Here is an 18,440-nt window from a genome sequence, read left to right on the forward strand (position 1 = left end):
ACTCTGTGGAAACGCGCCCGGGTTTCCCGGGAGCGGGGTCGGTGGCCGGGCGAGGGTGCCGCATCCCGGCGGGCGCGTGCGACATCACTTCCGCCCCGCTGGGCACCATCCCCCCGGGAATCATCACTTTGACCATGGATTCCCATCCAATCATGCACAACCCCTCACAAAGGAGTGAGAGCGACATGCCGCTCGACGAGGCCAAGGACGAGCTGCTGAGGAGTGCCGCGGAGACGTACGCGCGCACACCGGGCGGCGACCACGTGAGCGTGGAGGAGGCGCTCGCCTTCCTGCGGCTCTACCACCGGCACGTCGCCCCGGAGGACCTGCTCGGCCGCGACCTGACGGACGTGTACGGCCCGGCGATGGCCCAGCGGCGGCTCGCCGAGCGGCGTCCCCAGGGCCGTGCTTTGGTACGGGCCTACACCCCCACCGCGGAGGAGCACGGCTGGGATCCCGGGTTCTCCGTCGTGGAGATCGTCACCGACGACATGCCGTTCCTCGTCGACTCGGTGACGATGGAGCTCGACCGGCACGACATCGGCACCCACCTGGTCATCCACCCGCAGATGCGGGTGCGCAGGGACATGACCGGCAAGCTGCTCGGGTCCGGCGAGGAGGACGTCACCGGGCAGGTGCTCGCCGAGTCCTGGATGCACTTCGAGATCGACCGGCAGAAGGACCCGGCCGTGCTCAAGACGATCGAGGGCGACCTGCAGCGCGTCCTGGAGGACGTGCGCGGCGCCGTCGAGGACTTCGTCAAGATGCGGGCCCTCGCCCTGCGGACCGCCGAGGACGTCTCGGCCAACCCGCCGCCCCTCGACCCCGCCGGGGTGGAGGACAGCCTGGAGCTGCTGCGCTGGCTGGCCGACGGGCACTTCACCTTCCTCGGCTACCGCGAGTACCGCCTGGAGGAGGGTGAGGGGGGCGACAGGCTGCACCCGATGCCCGGGACCGGGCTGGGCATCCTGCGCAGCGACAGCGCCGACTCCGGCAGCTTCGCCGCGCTCCCCCCGGAGCTGCGCGCCAAGGCCCGCGAGAAGCAGCAGATGCTGATCATCACCAAGGCCAACACCCGGGCCACCGTCCACCGCTCCGCCTATCTCGACTACGTGGGCGTCAAGCTCTTCGACGCCTCGGGCGAGGTCGTCGGCGAGCGGCGCTTCCTCGGCCTCTTCACCCACGTCGCCTACAGCGAGTCGATCTCCCGCGTCCCGGTGCTCAGGCGGAAGCTGGCCGAGGTGATCACGCTCGCCGGGCTCACCGCCGACAGCCACGACGGCGGGGACCTCATCGAGATCCTGGAGACCTTCCCCCGCGACGAGCTCTTCCAGACCTCCGTGGACCAGCTGCTGCCGATCGCCCTCGGCGTGCTCAGGCTCCGCGAGCGCAAGCAGGTCAAGGTCTTCCTGCGGCCGGACGACTACGGCCGCTACGTCTCGTGCCTGGTCTACCTCCCGCGCGACCGCTACACCACCAAGATCCGCATCAAGATGCAGGAGATCCTGCTCAAGGCGCTCGGCGGCACCTCCTTCGACTACAGCGCGATGATCGGCGAGTCGGCCCTCGCCAGGCTGCACGTGGTGGTGCGCGGCGAGCGCGGCAGGCCGCTGCGCGCCGACGCGGTGAACGTCGAGGAGCTGGAGGCGAGGCTCGCCGCCGCCACCAGGTCCTGGGACGACGACCTGGCCTCCGCGATCACCGAGCTGAGCCCCGAGGAGGAGGCGCCCCGGCTCGTCCGCCGCTACGCCCCGGCCTTCCCCGAGGGGTACAAGGCCGACTTCCCCGCCCGGATGGCGGTCGCCGACCTGCGCCGCCTGGAGGTGCTGGCCGCCTCCACCGACGAGATCGGGATGAACCTCTACGAGCCGTACGACGCCTCGGAGGGCGAGCGCCGCTTCAAGCTCTACCGCCTCGGCGCGCCCGTCTCCCTGTCGCGCGTGCTCCCGCTGCTCCAGCGGATGGGCGTGGAGGTGGTCGACGAGCGGCCGTACGAGATCGACCGCGACAACGACCCGGCGACCAAGGACGCCTGGATCTACGACTTCGGCCTGCGCTACACGCCCTCGCCCGAGGTCGACAGGGACGAGTTCAAGCGGCTCTTCCAGGACGCGTTCGGCGCCCTGTGGGCCGGGCGGGTGGAGAGCGACGGGTTCAACGGGCTCGTCCTGGCCGCCGGGCTGACCTGGGAACAGGCCGAGATCCTGCGCGTCTACGCCAAGTACCTGCGCCAGGCGGGCACCACGTTCAGCCAGGAGTACATCGAGCGGGTGCTGCTGGGCAACGTGCGGCTCGCCCGGCTGCTGGTGCGCCTGTTCGAGGCCAGGCTCAACCCCCGGCGCCCGGCCGAGGTCCGCGCCGACCTGTCCGACGCGCTGCACGAGGAGATCCTCGCCGCCCTGGACGACGTGGCCTCGCTGGACGAGGACCGGATCCTGCGGGCCTACCTGGAGATGATCGGCGCCACCCTGCGGACCAACTACTTCCAGCGGGTCGACGGCGAGCGCAAGCCGTACGTCAGCCTGAAGCTCGACTCGCCGTCGATCAGCGTGCTGCCGCTACCCCGGCCCAAGTTCGAGGTGTTCGTCTACTCGCCCCGGGTCGAGGGCGTGCACCTGCGCTTCGGCAAGGTCGCGCGGGGCGGGCTGCGCTGGTCGGACCGGATGGAGGACTTCCGTACGGAGGTGCTCGGGCTGGTGAAGGCACAGATGGTGAAAAACACCGTCATCGTGCCCACCGGTTCCAAGGGCGGCTTCGTGGTGAAAAATCCGCCGAAGTCGGGGTCGCGGGAGGACACCCTGGTCGAGGGCATCGCCTGCTACCGGATGTTCATCTCCGGCCTGCTCGACCTCACCGACAACCTCGTCGACGGCGCGGTGGTCCCGCCCGCCGACGTGGTCAGGCACGACGGCGACGACACCTACCTGGTGGTCGCCGCCGACAAGGGCACCGCGACGTTCTCCGACATCGCCAACGCCGTGGCCAAGGAGTACGGCTTCTGGCTGGGCGACGCCTTCGCCTCCGGCGGCTCGATCGGCTACGACCACAAGGCCATGGGCATCACCGCCAGGGGCGCCTGGGAGTCGGTCAAATACCACTTCCGCACGACCGGCGTCGACATCCAGACCACCGACTTCACCGTGGCCGGGATCGGCGACATGTCCGGCGACGTGTTCGGCAACGGCATGCTGCTCTCCCAGCACATCCGGCTCGTCGCGGCTTTCGACCACCGGCACGTCTTCGTCGACCCCCAGCCCGACGTCGCCGGGAGCTACGCCGAGCGCGCCCGGCTGTTCGCGCTGCCCCGCAGCTCCTGGGAGGACTACGACGCCTCGCTCATCTCGAAGGGAGGCGGCGTCTGGCCCCGTACGGCCAAGTCGATCCCCGTCTCCGCGCAGACGCGCGCCGCGCTCGGCATCGAAGGCGACGTGACGTCGCTCGCCCCCGGCGACCTGATCAGCGCCATCCTGCGGGCCCCGGTCGACCTGCTGTGGAACGGCGGCATCGGCACCTACGTCAGGGCGTCGGGCGAGTCCAACGCCGACGTCGGCGACAAGGCCAACGACGGCCTGCGGGTCACCGCCGCCGAGCTGCGCTGCAAGGTGATCGGCGAGGGCGGCAACCTGGGCTTCACCCAGCTCGCCCGGATAGAGTTCGCGCTCAACGGCGGCCTGGTCAACACCGACTTCATCGACAACTCCGCCGGGGTGGACACCTCCGACCACGAGGTCAACATCAAGATCCTGCTGGATCGGGCCGTCCGCGACGGGGAGCTCACCGACAAGCAACGCAACCAGCTCTTCCTCGACATGACCGACGAGGTGGCCGGGCTGGTCCTGCGCGACAACTACGACCAGAACGTGGTGCTGGCCGCCGCCCGCGCGCAGGCCCCCGAGATGCTGCACATCCACTCGCGCCAGCTGCGCAGGATGGAGCGGGCCGGGCTGCTCAACCGGCGGCTGGAGTTCCTGCCGTCGGACAAGATGCTCGCCGAGCGGCGCCAGGCACGGCTCGGGCTGACCGCGCCGGAGTTCTCGGTGCTGCTCGCCTACACCAAGCTGGTGACCGACGCCGAGATCCTCGCCTCCGACCTGCCCGACGACCCCTACCTGGAGTCCTGGCTGGTCTCCTACTTCCCGTCGGCGCTGCGCGGCCCCGGGCTCCGCGCCTACATGGACGCCCACCCGCTGCGCAGGGAGATCATCACCACCGGCGTGGTGAACGACCTGGTCAACTCCAGCGGGACCACCTTCATGTTCCGCCTCGGCGAGGAGAGCGGCGCGTCCAGCCCCGACATCGCCCGCGCCTACCTGGTCACGCGCGAGGTCTTCGACATGCCCAGCCTCTGGCACCAGATCGAGGAGCTGGACAACAAGGTCGACACCTCCACCCAGATCGCGATGGAGCTGGAGGCACGCAAGCTCGTCGAGCGGGGCACCCGCTGGCTGCTCGGCAACCGGCGCCCGCCGCTCGACCTGGCCTCCACCGTCGGCTTCTTCGCCAAGGGCATGAACGGCCTGCTGCCGCACCTGCCCAAGCTGCTGACCGGGTCCGACCTGTCGGCGTTCGAGGAGCGCCGCGACGGCTTCGTCTCCCGGGGCGTCCCGTCCGAGCTGGCCGAGCGCGTCGCCGCGATGGTGCCCGCCTACTCCACGTTCGACCTGGTCGAGGTGGCCTCACGCACCGGCCGTCCCGTCCACGACGTCGCCGAGGTCTACTTCGACCTCGCCGACCGGCTCCAGCTCTCCAGGCTGCGCGAGCGCGTCGTCGCGCTGCCCAGGGACAGCCGCTGGAACTCCATGGCGCGGGCCGCGCTCCGCGACGACCTCTACGCCGCGCACGCCGCGCTCACCCACGACGTCCTGACGCACAGCACGCCCGGGCTGTCGCCGGAGGAGCGCCTGGCGCGCTGGACCGAGGCCAACTCGGCGGCGGTCTCGCGGGCGCGGCAGACCCTGTCGGAGATCTGGGAGAGCGACAACTTCGACCTCGCGACGCTGTCGGTGGCACTGCGCGCGATCCGCACGCTGGTGGCCACCATCAACCTCCCGCACGCCGACGCCTGACCCGCCCGACGCCCGGCCGGGCCCCCTCACCGGGGCCCGGCCGCGCGGCCCGTCACCCGGTAAGGCGAGTCGGTTCTCTCTGCGGCACGGCCCCGTGTCCGGGTACGGAGAGTCCGTCACCCGGTGTGGCGAGTCGGTTCCCCGGCGGCGTGGTCCCGTGCTCCGGTGCAGCGGGTATGGCCCGCCGGAGGGAGCGGCGCGGGCAGTACAGCCAGCCCGCGACGGCTAGCCCACGGTGACCTTGGTGAGGCCGCCCAGATAGCCGATCACCTTGGCCGGACGGCCGCTGCTCCTGGCCGGGACCGTGCTCACGTACAGCTGCGTCTCCACCGTGCGCAGCTCCTTGAGGATGAACCGCTCCTTCGTCAGCCTCCTGGCCTCGGGCGGGATCCGGATGTCCGACCCGCACGGCGTGACCCTGATCGTCCGTGTCGTCGTCCTGATCAGGGAGTAGAGGACCAGCGCGCCCCCGTCGGCGGTGCGCAGCGCGTGCACCGGGTAGTTGCTCGCGGCGAAGATCGAGTCGTAGTTCAGGCAGTCGTTCCGCTTCTCTGCCGTGCGACTCCTGGTGATCTCGTCGGCGAAGCCGGTGGTGTGCGGGCCCTCCTCGATCAGCCCCGCGGCGAACCCCCGCTCGCCCTCCTCGGCCGAGGTCGCGTGCAGCGGGGCCATCAGCCGCGGGCTGATGGCCAGCGTCTCGTCCTCCTCGCCCAGCGCCGTCGCGTACCCCTCCGCGTCCGTGGCGACCACGGGAGGCCGGACGCCCTCGTCGAGCAGCGAGGTCGAGCTGACCCGCCAGTCCTCCCCGTCCTGCCGCATCAGGGTCAGCACGGCGGTGCGGACCCGGCCGGAGGGCTCCTCGCGGTCCAGGACCGCGGCGAACCAGAGGGGACCCCGCTGGTCGCGCGGGACCAGCAGCCGGGGCGTGCCCCACGTGTAGTGGGGGAGGGCCTCGGCGGAGCCGTCGAAGGCCGCCGCGGTGAGGGCCTCCTGCCCGTCGCGGGTCTGCGCCCGCAGGAGCCTGCGGTCGGCCTCCAGGTGCGGCACCGCCGCTCCCAGCACCCCGTCGGCGCCCACGACACCCGCCAGCGCCTTCGCCGCCTCGGTGAGCGTGACCGGGGGCGGCGGGGGGGCGGACGCGGGTGAGACGGCCGGTGTGGCGGCGCCGGACGAGGGGCTCCGCTCGGGCGGCGCGTCACCGGGACCGGAGCACGCGACGGTCGCCGCTGTCGCGGTGATCAACGCCAGCGCGAGTGCGAGCACACCCCGTCGCCCGTGTTCGCGCACGTCCACCTCCCGATGCTCCCCGATGCGGGCCATGCTAGCCATGGTGGGGGAGCGCGCCGTACACGATGGGGTTCGGAGGTCGCGTACCCTTTACAGACGTGGCACTCATCGATCCGGCAGAACAGATCAACGAGCTTACCGGGACGCTGAACAGCATCCAGGACGTGCTCGACCTCGGCGCGATGCGCAAGCAGATCGAGGAGCTGGAGGATCAGGCCGCCGCGCCCGATCTGTGGAACGACCAGGATCGCGCCCAGAAGGTCACCAGCAGGCTCTCCTACCTCCAGGGCGAGGTCAACAGGATCGAGTCGCTGGGGCAGCGGCTGGACGACATCTCCGTCCTGTACGAGCTCGCCGCCGACGAGGCGGACGACGACACGCGGGAGGAGGCCGACCGCGAGCTGGAGTCCCTGAAGAGCGACATCGGCGCCCTGGAGGTCCGCACCCTCCTGTCCGGCGAGTACGACGCCCGCGAGGCGGTCGTCACGATCCAGTCACAGGCGGGCGGCGTGGACGCCGCCGACTGGGCCCAGATGCTCCAGCGGATGTACCTGCGGTGGGCCGAGCGCAAGGGCTACCCGACCGACGTCTACGAGACCTCCTACGCGGAGGAGGCCGGGATCAAGTCGACGACCTTCACGGTCAAGGCCCCCTACGCGTACGGCACGCTGCGTGGCGAGCACGGCACCCACCGGCTGGTCCGCATCAGCCCGTTCGACAACCAGGGGCGCCGCCAGACCTCCTTCGCGGGCGTCGACGTGGTGCCGGTCGTGGAGACGACCGACCACATCGACATCAACGAGGACGACCTGCGCGTTGACGTCTACCGCTCCTCGGGCCCCGGCGGCCAGGGCGTCAACACGACCGACTCCGCGGTCCGCCTGACCCACCTGCCCACCGGCATCGTGGTCTCCTGCCAGAACGAGCGCTCGCAGCTGCAGAACAAGGCGACCGCTATGGCGGTCCTGCAGGCCAAGCTGCTGGAGCGCAAGCGCCAGGAGGAGAAGGCGGCGCTGAACGAGATCCGGGGCGAGTCGACCACGTCGTGGGGCACCCAGATCCGTAACTACGTGCTCCACCCGTACCAGATCGTCAAGGACCTGCGGACGGGCGCCGAGGAGGGCAACCCGAGCGGGGTGCTCGACGGCGACCTGGACGGTTTCATCGAGGCCGAGATCCGCTGGACCCGCCGCCAGGAGTCGGGCGCCGACGACTAGGGCGTCCTCGGGCGGCTCCGGAAACCGGCAGCCGAGGGCCGGGCGCCGGGTGTCGCGCGCCGGAACCGGGCGCCGGTGAGGAGAGGGGCGTCTCCCGTCCCCGGCTCCGCCGGAGACCTCGTTCACGGGCGCCTCTGAGCGCCCGTGAAGCCGTTCCCGTCCGCGAGGCCGGGAAGTCCGGGGAGAACCCCGGGAGAGCGGTCAGGTGCCGCTGAGGTGCTTCAGGGCCAGGGTGAGGAAGAAGAGCACGATCAGCAACAGCGACACGAGCGCCGGGGTCATGCCTCCGAAGCCGTTCTGGTGCATCCGCTCGCGGTACGCGCGGCAGCGGGGGCAGCGGCCTTCGGCCACGGGGTGAGCGCACCCCGCGCAGACCAGGTCCTCACAGCTCATGACGTCCTCCCTCTTCGAGGTCAGAACCACTTTATGCGGTCGTTACCAGGCACCGAATCGTTTTGTTTCCGTTATGGACGTTCCATGCCAGTCTTCCCCCTAGACTGGGCTCCGGCCAACCGGAACGTCGATCGAGAGTAAAAGACCGGCGCCCCCCGGCCGGCGAGAGGCGGGAAGTGGCCCTCTGCCACTCCTGTGACCGTCCTAACCCCTAGACTGGCATGCCGTGATGCGCCCGTGATCCATTTTGATAATGTCACCAAGGTCTACGCGAACCAGAACCGGCCCGCGCTGGACCACGTCAGCGTCGATGTCGACAAGGGCGAGTTCGTGTTCCTCGTCGGCCCCTCGGGGTCCGGGAAGTCGACCTTTCTCCGGCTGGTCCTGAAGGAGGAGCGCCCCAACTCGGGCGCGATCCACGTGGCCGGCAAGGACCTCGCCCGACTGTCCAACTTCAAGATCCCGCACCTGCGCCGCCGGATCGGATGTGTCTTCCAGGACTTCCGGCTGCTCCCGAACAAGAACGTGTACGAAAACGTCGCGTTCGCTCTGGAGGTCATCGGCAAGCCCCGGCGTTTCATCCGTAAGGTGGTCCCGGAGGTCGTCGAGCTGGTCGGCCTTGAGGGCAAGGCACACCGGATGCCCGACGAGTTGTCCGGTGGCGAGCAGCAGCGGGTCGCGATGGCCCGGGCGTTCGTCAACCGGCCGATGATCCTGCTGGCCGACGAGCCGACCGGAAACATCGACCCCGCGACGAGCATCGGCATCATGAAGGTGCTCGACCGGATCAACCGGACCGGCACCACGGTCGTCATGGCCACGCACGACGCGGCCATCGTCGACTCCATGCGCAAGCGGGTGGTGGAACTGGAGGACGGAAAGATCGTCCGTGACCAGTCGCGAGGCGTGTACGGCCAGGCGTACTGACACCAGGACCGGATAGAGCGACAGGAAGAGCATGCGGGCAAACTTCATCTTCTCCGAGGTCTGGATCGGCCTCCGCCGCAACCTCACGATGACCATCGCGGTCATCGTGACCGTGGCGATCGGCATGGCGTTGCTGGGCGTCGGTCTGATGATCAACTCCCAGATCAACAGCATGAAGGACTTCTGGGCGGACAAGGTCGAGGTCTCGGTCTTCCTGTGCAAGAAGAACGATCCCTTCCCGCAGTGCAAGGGCAGCGGCGGCGTGAACGCCCAGGAGCAGGCCGAGCTGAAGTCGACCATCGAGGGCATGTCCCAGGTCGAGGCGGTCACCGTGGAGAACGCGGCCGAGGCCTACAAGAACTTCCGGGACCAGAACGCCAACAACACCGTGCTGCTCTCGGCCATCCAGGTCGAGGACATGCCCGAGTCGCTGCGGGTCAAGCTCAAGGACCCCAACGCGTACGGGCCGGTGATCGAGGCCGTCAAGGGCGCCCCGGGGGTCTCCAACGTGGTCAACCAGAAGGAGCTCCTGGAGAAGTTCTTCGGGCTGCTGGAGAAGCTCCGCTGGGCGGCCCTGGTGGTGGCGATCATCCTGGTCTTCGCGGCCACGCTGCTGATCGGCAACACGGTCAGGCTCTCCGCGTACAACCGCAGGCGGGAGACCGGCATCATGCGGCTGGTGGGGGCCTCCAACCTCTACATCCAGCTCCCGTTCGTGATGGAGGGCGTCATCGCCGGCCTGATCGGCGGTGTGCTGGCCGCGATGCTGCTGATCGTCAGCAAGGTCTTCCTCTTCGACGGGGTCCAGCTCTATCTCTCTCCCAACAGCCAGCTGTCGTGGGAGACGGTCGCCTCGGTGATCAGTGTCACCATGGTCTTCGGCGTGCTCATCTGTGTGCTGGCCTCCTTCGTCACCCTCCGCCGCTACCTGCGGGTGTGACGACTTCCGTGCCTCCGTCCGCCGTGGCCGCCCCGCGAGCGTGGCGCGTCCGCGCGCCGATCCAGGTCCCGCCCGCGCTCGCGGGCGCGGTCCATGGCTCCGGTCACCGGTAGGCTCCAGGCATGCCACGTGAGACCGGGCGTAAGGTAATCGCCCAGAACAAGCGTGCCTGGCACGACTACCACATCGAGGACACCTACGAGGCTGGTCTCGTGCTCCAGGGCACGGAGGTCAAGTCGCTGCGGCTCGGCCGTGCCTCCCTCCTCGACGGGTACGCCGTCATCAAGGACGGCGAGGCCTGGCTGATCAACGTCCACATCCCCGAATACACCATGGGGACCTGGACCAACCACGCCGCGCGCCGAACCCGCAAGCTCCTGCTGCACCGCAAGGAGATCGAGAAGCTGGTCTCCAAGACCAAGGAGGGCGGCCTGACCCTGGTGCCGCTCGCCATCTACTTCAAGGACGGCAAGGCCAAGATAGAGATCGGCCTCGCCAAGGGAAAGAAAGACTGGGACAAGCGGCAGACGCTGGCCGAGAACCAGGCCAAGCGGGAGATGGCGCGCGCGCTCAGGCACAGGAACAGGTGATCGTGAGGGGCAGGGCCCGGCGAACCGCCGCCGCCGCGCTCGCGCTGGTGGCGACGGCTCCCATGCTGTCAGCCTGCTTCGAGGAGCCCTCGGCCCACGAGGCGGTGCGCGACTTCCTGATCGGCTGGCAGACGGGCGACTACGCCGCCGCCGCCAGGCGCACGGACGGCGACCAGAAGGTGGTCAGCCGGGCGCTGGAGGACGCCAAGCTCCAGCTCGACGCGGCCTCGTTCCGCTTCAACGTCACGAGCATGCGGCGCGCGGCGGACGAGGTCGAGGCCGACTTCGACGCCGAGGTCGACCTGGGGGAGAACAACCCCCTGTGGGAGTACGAGGGCAAGCTGCCGCTCCACCTGGTCGACGGCCAGTGGAGGGTGCGCTGGTCGCCCAGCGTCCTGCACCCCCAGCTGCGCGAGGGCGAGCGGTTCGCCGTGAAGGTCACCCCCGAGGGCCGCCAGCCGATCCTCGACCGCAACCGCGACCCGCTGCAGGAGAAGGCCGTCCTGCACGTGGCGAGCGTGGTGCCGTCCAACCTGAGGAGCGGCGAGGCGGACGAGCTCTGCGAGAGGCTCTCCAAGATCACCGGTTTCCCGCAGGACCGCCTGCTGAGCCGGATCCGCTCCGCGCCGCCCAACCTCCAGGTGCCGCTGGTCACCTTCGGCCGTACGAAGTTCCGGCAGCTGCAGGGGCAGCTGGAGGCGATCCCCGGCATCACCCTGTCCGCGCAGGAGCAGGCGGTGGCCCCCGCCTCGCCCACCCAGATCGTCGGCACCGTCACCGCCGTCACCCCGGAGAGCGAGCAGCAGCTCGGCGGCCCGCAGCGGGCCGGCGACACGGTCGGCAGGGCCGGTCTGCAGAAGGCGTACCAGGAGCATCTGACCGGCTCGACCGACACGCGTGTGATCACCGTCGACCTCAAGACGCTCAAGGTGACCGAGCTCAAGAAGTGGCGGCCCGACCGCGCCACCTCGCCGGTCCAGACCACGCTCGACCGTTCCCACCAGAAGGCGGCCGACAGCGCGCTGCTGGGCGGGACCCCCGGGATGCTGGTCGCGGTCCAGGCCTCGACCGGCGACATCCTGGCGGTGTCGAGCACCGAGCAGTACAACCAGGAGAGGCACGCCCTCGCCGGGAGGTTCCCCGCGGGGACCGCGTTCTCGATCATGACCGTCGAGGGCATGCTCAGGGCGAAGATCGACCCCAAGCAGAAGCTGGCCTGCCCGGCCGACAGGTCCGTCGGGGGGGCCGCGTTCCACCAGGAGGGCGTGCCCGCCGGGGGCTCGCCGACCCTCCAGGCCAACTTCGCCTCCGGCTGCGTGACCGCGCTCGCCGCGCTGGCCCGCAGGATCAACGGCTCGGAGCTGGCGGCCGACGCCGCGAAGTTCGGGATCGGGGTGCCCTGGACCCTCCCGTTGAAGTCGTTCAGCGGCTCCATGAAGGCGCTGAAGAACGACGCGGCCACGGCCAGGGCCATCACCGGGCAGAACGTCCTGGTCAGCCCGCTGTCCATGGCGCTGGTCGCGGGGGCCGCCGCCTCCGGCACCTGGCGCCCGCCGGTCCTGGTCACCGAGCCCCGGACGGCCGACCCCACGACCGACGCCAAGCCGTCCAAGGCGCCCGACCCGGTCAAGCTGGACGACAAGACGGTCGAGACCCTCCGCGCCTTCATGCGCAGCGGGGTGACCGCGGGCTCCGCGCGGGCCGCCGCGGCCCTCGGCGACCCCGTCCACGGCATCACCGCCTCCGCCTCGCAGAACCGCAAGCCGCTCGCCTGGTTCGTCGGGTGGCAGGGGGACGTGGCGGTCGCCGTGCTGACGCAGAGCCCGGACGCCACGTCGGGCGCGGCCGTCGCCGGGCGGTTCTTCCAGGGGCTCCACGCCGGAATGTGACTCTCTGGAATATTGTTTTCACCCTGAGCAACCACGGGGTGTCTTGTTTGCGTCCTTCTAAGTGACCGGGCTCGCTCGGGGGGTTGCGGACCCGGTCGCTGTGATGAGATCAGGGCTTCATCTCGGGGGAAGCCCTGCCGTCAGGACCGGCTCGACCCTGCCGGTCGACCCCGGGGACGCTCGCGATTCGCGGGTGTCCCCGGGGTTTCGGCGTCCGGGGTACGGCGCGCCCGGCGGGAATTCGATTCGCGTCAGCCGTGTTGCAAGAGGTATCTTCGGATAGCTCGGCCCCTCGGGGTCGCGTTGAAAACTCAACAGGGGGTGACTGGTTTCGACTTTGGCTTTGCAAGTCAGGTGAAGCGGGTCGAGGACTGCGGACATAACCTCGTTAACACTGTGACCGCGACCAACAAGTGCCAATAAGACGCACTCCGAAGTCAGCCAGGGCAACCTGGCACTCGCCGCCTAAGCAGCGAGTGACTTCTGCCGGCCCGGGAGCGCCTCCGGCCCGGATCCGGCATCGCTAGGAGGCTCAACCGATCGACCCGGCCACGGGGAAGATCGGGAAATCTTACAGTGGCTGAGCCCGTCGGCGACTTGCCTGCGTGATTGCCGGGGCTGAGAAAAGCACAGCAGGCTCCACCCGGAGAAGCCCTGTCTTGGAGTTGAAGGACGCGGGTTCGATTCCCGCCACCTCCACCCCCGTCTCGCACCGAACCGTGCGAGACAGATCGCCGAAGGGCGGTCGGGCCGGCCCCAAGCCGCCCCGGCCGCCCTTTGTCTTTGCCGGGGAGAGCGCCGGGCCGGGGGGGTCGCCGGGGCCACGGCGAATCCGGTGCGAACGCTCGCGGGGCAGGCGGCCACGAACCCTCCGTTGGAGACTCGTCGAGATGACGGCGGAAGAGGACGAGATGGGGTCGTCGCGATGCGGCAGGGTCGCGCCGTTGGCCCTGTCGCGGCGGTTCGGCTGATGGGGTGTGGTCGGGCTGAACGCGTCCGCGCTCGGGCCGGCCCCCTGCGGCGTCTGGCGGTGGTTCCCCGTGGTTCCCCGTGCTTCTGCCCCCGGACGGCGTCTAGATGGTGAGCTCGTTCTCGATGCGCCTGAGGTGGTGCCGGGCGAGGGCCAGGTTGGAGCGGTCGCGGTCGAGCACCAGATAGAGGAAGGTGTGGCCGCTGCTGTCGGACAGGAGCCTGATGATGTGATACTGCCTGGCCAGCGTGATGAGGATGTCCTCGACGGCGTCGTTGACGTTCAGCGCGGACAGGGTCCGGACCTTGGCCCTGACGACCTCGGTGTTGCCCGCGGCGGCCACCTCCAGGTCGAGGTCGCGGCTTCCCCCGATCGTGCCGAGGCACATGCCGCTTTCGTAGTCGACCAGCGCCGCGCCGACCGCGCCGTCGATCGTCATGGTTTCCTTGAGGGCGGTTTCGATGTTCATGAGCTTCTTTCCCCAGGGGATCGCGTGCGCCCCGGCGCCTCGCCGAGTGGATCTAGGAATTTATCGGACGTGCGGATGAGTCCGTTTGTGGCTGCAGATACGTAAAGTACACTTATCTACTACCGTTAGTGAAGTGCAATATGGTGTAGTAGCGGATGATCGGCTCATTCGGGGACATATTTCGCGCTTCGGTCCGTGGTCGGGGTGCGAGCAGAACCAGAGGTGACCTTGTGCCGTCGTCGGCCGTGATCCAGCCGATGCCGTCCCGGGGAGCGGTGGACCGCTCCCCTTCCCGGAACGGGATGACGGCGTGACCGCCGGGGGGCCGGAGGCCCTGGGCGAGATCGGGAGATCGCTGCTCCGGCTCTCCCGCGAGGGTTTCTCCGGCGTGCTCCGCGTCGAAGGGGGCCCGGGAGGGGCGCTGTGGATCAGGGACGGCCTCGTGGTGGCCGCCACGACCCCGGCCGCCCCCGGCCCCGAGTCGTTGCTGCTGCGGTCGGGCCGGGTGTCGGAGAAGGACTGGACCGACGCGTACGCGACCGGTGCCCCCGCCGACCGGCTCGCCGCCGAGCTCGCCGGACGCGAGGTCATCGGCGAGGCGGCCCTGGAGGCGGTGTGCCTGGCCGCGCTCTTCGACGCGGTGTTCGCCATGGTTCTCTCCGGAGTCGAGTCGTGCGCCGCCGAGCCGGTGGGACCCGGTGACCGCCTGCCGCTGCTGCCGGTCCTGCCGGGCATCGGGCACGAGCGGCTGGCGCGGGAGACCGCGCGCCGCATGGAGCACGCGGAACGCTGGCGGCGGCTCGGCCTGTCCATGCGCGTCAGGCCGGTGCCCCCGGCGGTTCCCGCTCCCACGTTGCTCGGCGCCGACCGCATCCGCCGCGCCGTCCTGGAGCGGGCGACCGGCCGCAGGACGCCGCGCGACATCGCCTTCGTCCTGGGCAAGGGCCTGTTCGCGGTGATGAGCGAGATCGCCAGGATGCTTGAGGAGAGGGTGCTCGACCTCGGGGAGAGCGCCGCCCCGGCGGTAGGGGCTCCCGTTCCCGCGTCCGAGGAGGACGCGGACGGGAGCGCGGCCACCCGGCTGCCGCGCCGCCGCCCGGGTACCAGCAAGATCAACGAGGTGCTGGCCCTCACCGGGGGAGGACAGGCCCCCACGCGGCCCCTCCTCGCCCTGCGGTCCCTGCCGCCGGAGGCGGAAGAGGTCGGTCCCGCCGGTGAGTGACGGCTCCGGCGGCTCCGAGGGCCTCGCCGCGAAAGACCCGTCAGGCGGCACCGCGCCGCGCCTTCGTCTTCCCGGGGTCGAGACCCGGGGCCCCACGCTGGAGGTATCCGATGACCAAGCAAGCGGTGCTCGCCGAGCTGAAGATCCTGCGCGATCAGGTGGCCGGAGTGCTGGAGACGGCCGTCGCGTCCGTGGACGGGCTCCTCGTCGCGGCCGACAGCGAGGGGGCGAGGCCCGAGGTGCTGGCGGCCCTGGCCGCCGCCACGCTGGGCCTGGGCAAGCGCACGGGCTACGAGGTGGGCATGGGAGAGCTTCGTGAGGTGGTGACCCGCTGCCGCAGCGGGTACATCGTCGTCTACGCCGTCCGCCAGGAGGCGCTGCTCGTCGTGCTCGCGGACGAGGGGCTGGACGTCACCCGGCTGCACGTGGAGTCCCGGCCCACGGTCGAGCGGCTGGGCGCGCTGCTCGCCGGTGCCTGACGGGTTCTGCCGGTGACCGGCGTGCGGTCTCCGGTGCCTGACCGCTGCTCCCGTCACCGATCGGTGTACGGCCGCCGTCCGGCGCCTGACCGGTCCCGTCGGTGATCGGTGTGCGGTCGCCGTCCGGTGCTTGACCGGTCTCGTCGGTGATCGGTGTGCGGTCGCCGTCCGGCGCCTGGCCGGTCTCGTCGGTGATCGGTGTGCGGTCGCCGCCCCCCCGCCGTCGCGGGCCGGTGCCCGACCGGCGCGCCCCGCGACCCGGGGGATCCGCGGGTCGTACGGGGCACGTCCGGTGGTAGCGCGGGTTCTCAGGACACGTCGACCCAGTCGAGGGTGCGCTCGACCGCCTTCTTCCAGGCCGCGTAGCCGGTGGCCCGCCGCTCGTCCGACCACCGGGGCTCCCAGCGGCGGCCCTCCTGCCAGTTCTGCTTGAGCTCGTCGGTCGACTTCCAGAAGCCGACGGCGAGCCCCGCCGCGTACGCGGCACCCAGGGCGGTCGTCTCGGCCACGACGGGCCGGGAGACGGACACGCCGAGGATGTCGGCCTGGATCTGCATGCACAGGTCGTTGGCGGTGACGCCGCCGTCGACGCGCAGCACGTCTAGGGCGACACCGGAGTCCTGCCGCATCGCCTCGACCACGTCGCGGCTCTGGTAGCAGATTGACTCCAGGGTGGCCCGCGCGAGGTGGGCGTTGTTGTTGAAGCGCGACAGGCCGACGATGGCGCCCCGGGCGTCGGACCGCCAGTACGGGGCGAAGAGGCCGGAGAAGGCGGGGACGAAGTAGACGCCGCCGTTGTCCTCGACCTGCCGGGCGAGCGCCTCGCTCTGCGCCGCCCCCGAGATGATGCCGAGCTGGTCGCGCAGCCACTGCACGGCGGAGCCGGTCACCGCGATGGAGCCCTCCAGCGCGTACACCGGAGGCTCCTCGCCGAAGCGGTAGCAGACGGTGGTGAGCAGGCCGTTCTGGGAGCGTACGAGCTCGGTGCCGGTGTTGAGCAGCAGGAAGTTGCCGGTGCCGTAGGTGTTCTTGGCCTCGCCGACGCCGAAGCAGACCTGCCCGACGGTGGCGGCCTGCTGGTCGCCGAGGTCGCCGGAGAGCGCGACCTCCCCGTTCAGCGGGCCGGTCGCCCGGGTGACGCCGTACAGGCCGGGGTGGGAGGAGGGGGCGATGGACGGCAGCATCCGGCGGGGGATGCCGAAGAACGACAGCAGCTCGTCGTCCCAGTCGAGGGTCTCCAGGTCCATCAGCATCGTGCGGCTGGCGTTGGTCGGGTCGGTGACGTGCACGCCGCCGTCGGTGCCGCCGGTCAGGTTCCACAGCAGCCACGTGTCGGTGTTGCCGAAGATCGCGTCTCCCGCCTCGGCCGCCTCGCGCACCCCGTCGACGTTCTCCAGGATCCACTGGATCTTGCCGCCGGAGAAGTACGTCGCCGGGGGCAGGCCCGCCTTGCGGCGGATGACGTCGCCCCTGCCGTCGCGGTCCAGGGCGGAGGCGATCCGGTCGGTGCGGGTGTCCTGCCAGACGATCGCGTTGTGGTACGGGCGCCCGGTCCTCCGGTTCCAGACCACCGCGGTCTCGCGCTGGTTGGTGACGCCGAGCGCGGCCAGGTCGGAGGCGGCGAGGCCCGCCCTGTTCATCGCGGTCTCGATCACCGCCCGCGTGCGCTCCCAGATCTCCGTCGGGTTGTGCTCGACCCATCCGGCCCGGGGCAGGATCTGCTCGTGTTCGAGCTGGTGGCGGCCTATCTCGTTGCCGCCGTGGTCGAAGATCATGAATCGGGTGCTCGTCGTTCCCTGGTCGATCGCTCCGACGAAGTCAGGCATGGATGGTGCCTCCTCTGTGAGACTCTCCGGGAGATCTGCCGCTCTCCCCGTGACGGTTCCCGGCCGCGGTCGTCCCGCTCCCGTTCATGCGGGGGTGGCCCCCTCGTCGGACGGCACCCGCCCCACCTCGGGCGCGGCGTCCTCGGGGGGCAGGAACCTGGCGATCAGGAGCTGGTACAGGAACGCCCCTATCAGGCCCCCGATCACGGGCGCCACGATCGGCACCCAGAAGTAGAGCTGGCCGTACTGATCCTGCCAGGCGGTCTCGTATCCGGTGAGGTACGAGGCGAGTCGCGGCCCGAAGTCGCGGGCGGGGTTGATGGCGTACCCGGCGTTGGTGCCCCAGGCCATCCCGATGGCCACCACGATCAGGCCGACCACGAAGGGGGCCAGGTTGGCCATGGGCGCCGAGTTGCGCGCGTCGGAGACGGCGAGGATGAGCAGGAGCAGGATCGCGGTGCCGATCACCTGGTCGCGGAAGGCGCCCCAGGTGCCGATGGGCAGGCTCCCGTTGCCCGGCAGGGTCGAGAAGACGCCCTGGGTCTTGATCGTGAGCCCGGGGTCGGCCTTCTGCAGCACCTCGCCGTAGTTGAAGCGGACGATGAGCGCCGCCACGAACGCGCCCGCGGTCTGCGCCAGGGAGTACGGCAGGACCTTGCGCCAGGAGAACCCCTTGAAGGCGGCGAGCGCGATGGTGACGGCGGGGTTGAGGTGGGCCCCGCTGGTGCGTGCCGCGACGTAGACGCCCAGGGTCACCCCGATCCCCCACGCCCACGCGATGCTGTCGTGGTCGCCGATCTCGGCCGCCACGACCTGGGCCACCACCGCCACCCCGAACAGGATCAGGATCATGGTTCCGGCGAACTCCGCCGCCAGCTCGCCGACAAGCCCCCGGCCCTTCAGGCGCTCCGCCATCTTTCCCCCTCACGACGCCGCTCGGATGCCCGGACGGTAAGCGCGAATCTCAAGGCAGTCAACGGTAATGTGACGAAATTATTGAATTTTGGTCAACAATCTAAGTCATCGGTAACGAGACCGAAATGAAGCGCAACGTCCGCACTTGCGACGTCTCCGCTCGGTGAGAATCCGTCACCGTCCGGCGTCCCCGGGTGCCGGGAGCCCCGTCGTCCCCGGGGGCCGCGCGGCGCCGCCGAGAGCCGCTCCG

13 protein-coding genes and 1 other RNA gene are annotated in these 18,440 nt (G+C 70.2%); 9 read left to right on the forward strand and 5 right to left on the reverse strand.

Translation table 11 applies throughout. The features are described 5' to 3' along the window. The first annotated feature begins 185 nt into the window (after positions 1-185). A complete protein-coding gene (locus tag ACSC1Q_RS21040; RefSeq protein WP_436760396.1) occupies positions 186-5,066 on the forward strand; it encodes an NAD-glutamate dehydrogenase in 4,881 nt (1,626 codons plus the stop codon). A 225-nt stretch (positions 5,067-5,291) separates the two neighbouring features. Here the strand turns inward: ACSC1Q_RS21040 and ACSC1Q_RS21045 are convergent, their stop codons facing one another. Continuing rightward, positions 5,292-6,386: a DUF8094 domain-containing protein gene (locus ACSC1Q_RS21045; protein WP_436760397.1), complete on the reverse strand. Its 1,095-nt coding sequence runs from the start codon at positions 6,384-6,386 to the stop codon at positions 5,292-5,294. Between the two features lie 65 nt (positions 6,387-6,451). Here ACSC1Q_RS21045 and prfB point away from each other — a divergent pair, with 65 nt between their 5' ends. Further along, positions 6,452-7,570 (forward strand): peptide chain release factor 2, encoded by a 1,119-nt coding sequence (gene prfB, locus ACSC1Q_RS21050; protein ID WP_436760398.1) that lies wholly within the window; start codon positions 6,452-6,454, stop codon positions 7,568-7,570. A 201-nt stretch (positions 7,571-7,771) separates the two neighbouring features. Here the strand turns inward: prfB and ACSC1Q_RS21055 are convergent, their stop codons facing one another. Beyond that, positions 7,772-7,963, reverse strand: a complete 192-nt coding sequence (locus ACSC1Q_RS21055) for a hypothetical protein (protein ID WP_350973002.1) — start codon at positions 7,961-7,963, stop codon at positions 7,772-7,774. Positions 7,964-8,200: 237 nt separating this feature from the next. Between ACSC1Q_RS21055 and ftsE the strand changes: the two genes are divergently transcribed. The 5 genes from ftsE (at position 8,201) to ssrA (ending at position 13,011) form a co-directional block, all read left to right on the forward strand. Beyond that, positions 8,201-8,890, forward strand: coding sequence for a cell division ATP-binding protein FtsE (gene ftsE / locus ACSC1Q_RS21060; RefSeq protein WP_012888192.1), 690 nt, complete (start codon positions 8,201-8,203; stop codon positions 8,888-8,890). 31 nt (positions 8,891-8,921) lie between these two features. After that, positions 8,922-9,830: a permease-like cell division protein FtsX gene (ftsX, locus tag ACSC1Q_RS21065; RefSeq protein ID WP_436760399.1), complete on the forward strand. Its 909-nt coding sequence runs from the start codon at positions 8,922-8,924 to the stop codon at positions 9,828-9,830. A gap of 122 nt (positions 9,831-9,952) precedes the next feature. After that, on the forward strand, positions 9,953-10,420 hold the full coding sequence (smpB, locus tag ACSC1Q_RS21070; RefSeq protein WP_436760400.1) for an SsrA-binding protein SmpB: 468 nt from the start codon (positions 9,953-9,955) through the stop codon (positions 10,418-10,420). A gap of 2 nt (positions 10,421-10,422) precedes the next feature. Then, on the forward strand, positions 10,423-12,309 hold the full coding sequence (locus ACSC1Q_RS21075; RefSeq protein WP_436760401.1) for a penicillin-binding transpeptidase domain-containing protein: 1,887 nt from the start codon (positions 10,423-10,425) through the stop codon (positions 12,307-12,309). 317 nt (positions 12,310-12,626) lie between these two features. Next, positions 12,627-13,011: a transfer-messenger RNA gene (gene ssrA / locus ACSC1Q_RS21080) on the forward strand. A 371-nt stretch (positions 13,012-13,382) separates the two neighbouring features. On the opposite strand, the gene ACSC1Q_RS21085 is transcribed toward ssrA, so the two are convergent. Further along, positions 13,383-13,748 carry a hypothetical protein gene (locus ACSC1Q_RS21085; RefSeq protein ID WP_436760402.1) on the reverse strand — a complete coding sequence of 122 codons (366 nt, stop codon included), beginning with the start codon at positions 13,746-13,748 and terminating at the stop codon, positions 13,383-13,385. A gap of 310 nt (positions 13,749-14,058) precedes the next feature. On the opposite strand from ACSC1Q_RS21085, the gene ACSC1Q_RS21090 reads away from it, so the two are divergent. Together ACSC1Q_RS21090 and ACSC1Q_RS21095 are read left to right on the forward strand one after the other, a co-directional pair. Continuing rightward, a complete protein-coding gene (locus tag ACSC1Q_RS21090) occupies positions 14,059-14,970 on the forward strand; it encodes a hypothetical protein (RefSeq protein ID WP_436760403.1) in 912 nt (303 codons plus the stop codon). Positions 14,971-15,080: 110 nt separating this feature from the next. Then, positions 15,081-15,449 carry a roadblock/LC7 domain-containing protein gene (locus ACSC1Q_RS21095; protein WP_436760404.1) on the forward strand — a complete coding sequence of 123 codons (369 nt, stop codon included), beginning with the start codon at positions 15,081-15,083 and terminating at the stop codon, positions 15,447-15,449. Between the two features lie 308 nt (positions 15,450-15,757). Here ACSC1Q_RS21095 and glpK read toward each other — a convergent pair whose 3' ends face one another. Together glpK and ACSC1Q_RS21105 are read right to left on the reverse strand one after the other, a co-directional pair. Then, a complete protein-coding gene (glpK, locus tag ACSC1Q_RS21100; protein WP_436760405.1) occupies positions 15,758-17,275 on the reverse strand; it encodes a glycerol kinase GlpK in 1,518 nt (505 codons plus the stop codon). An 84-nt stretch (positions 17,276-17,359) separates the two neighbouring features. Then, positions 17,360-18,190, reverse strand: coding sequence for an MIP/aquaporin family protein (locus ACSC1Q_RS21105; protein WP_436760406.1), 831 nt, complete (start codon positions 18,188-18,190; stop codon positions 17,360-17,362). Between the last annotated feature and the right edge of the window lie 250 nt (positions 18,191-18,440).

The organism is Streptosporangium heterodermiicola, assembly GCF_051390675.1.
In the GTDB taxonomy this organism is placed as follows: Bacteria; Actinomycetota; Actinomycetes; order Streptosporangiales; family Streptosporangiaceae; genus Streptosporangium.

Bases quoted from the DNA above. Each gene is read 5' to 3' on its own strand.
- ACSC1Q_RS21040 (WP_436760396.1), top strand. From the start codon at position 186: ATGCCGCTCGACGAGGCCAAGGACGAGCTGCTGAGGAGTGCCGCGGAG.
- ACSC1Q_RS21045 (WP_436760397.1), bottom strand. From the start codon at position 6,386: ATGGCCCGCATCGGGGAGCATCGGGAGGTGGACGTGCGCGAACACGGG.
- ACSC1Q_RS21055 (WP_350973002.1), bottom strand. From the start codon at position 7,963: ATGAGCTGTGAGGACCTGGTCTGCGCGGGGTGCGCTCACCCCGTGGCC.
- ftsX (WP_436760399.1), top strand. From the start codon at position 8,922: ATGCGGGCAAACTTCATCTTCTCCGAGGTCTGGATCGGCCTCCGCCGC.
- smpB (WP_436760400.1), top strand. From the start codon at position 9,953: ATGCCACGTGAGACCGGGCGTAAGGTAATCGCCCAGAACAAGCGTGCC.
- ACSC1Q_RS21085 (WP_436760402.1), bottom strand. From the start codon at position 13,748: ATGAACATCGAAACCGCCCTCAAGGAAACCATGACGATCGACGGCGCG.
- ACSC1Q_RS21095 (WP_436760404.1), top strand. From the start codon at position 15,081: ATGACCAAGCAAGCGGTGCTCGCCGAGCTGAAGATCCTGCGCGATCAG.
- glpK (WP_436760405.1), bottom strand. From the start codon at position 17,275: ATGCCTGACTTCGTCGGAGCGATCGACCAGGGAACGACGAGCACCCGA.
- ACSC1Q_RS21105 (WP_436760406.1), bottom strand. From the start codon at position 18,190: ATGGCGGAGCGCCTGAAGGGCCGGGGGCTTGTCGGCGAGCTGGCGGCG.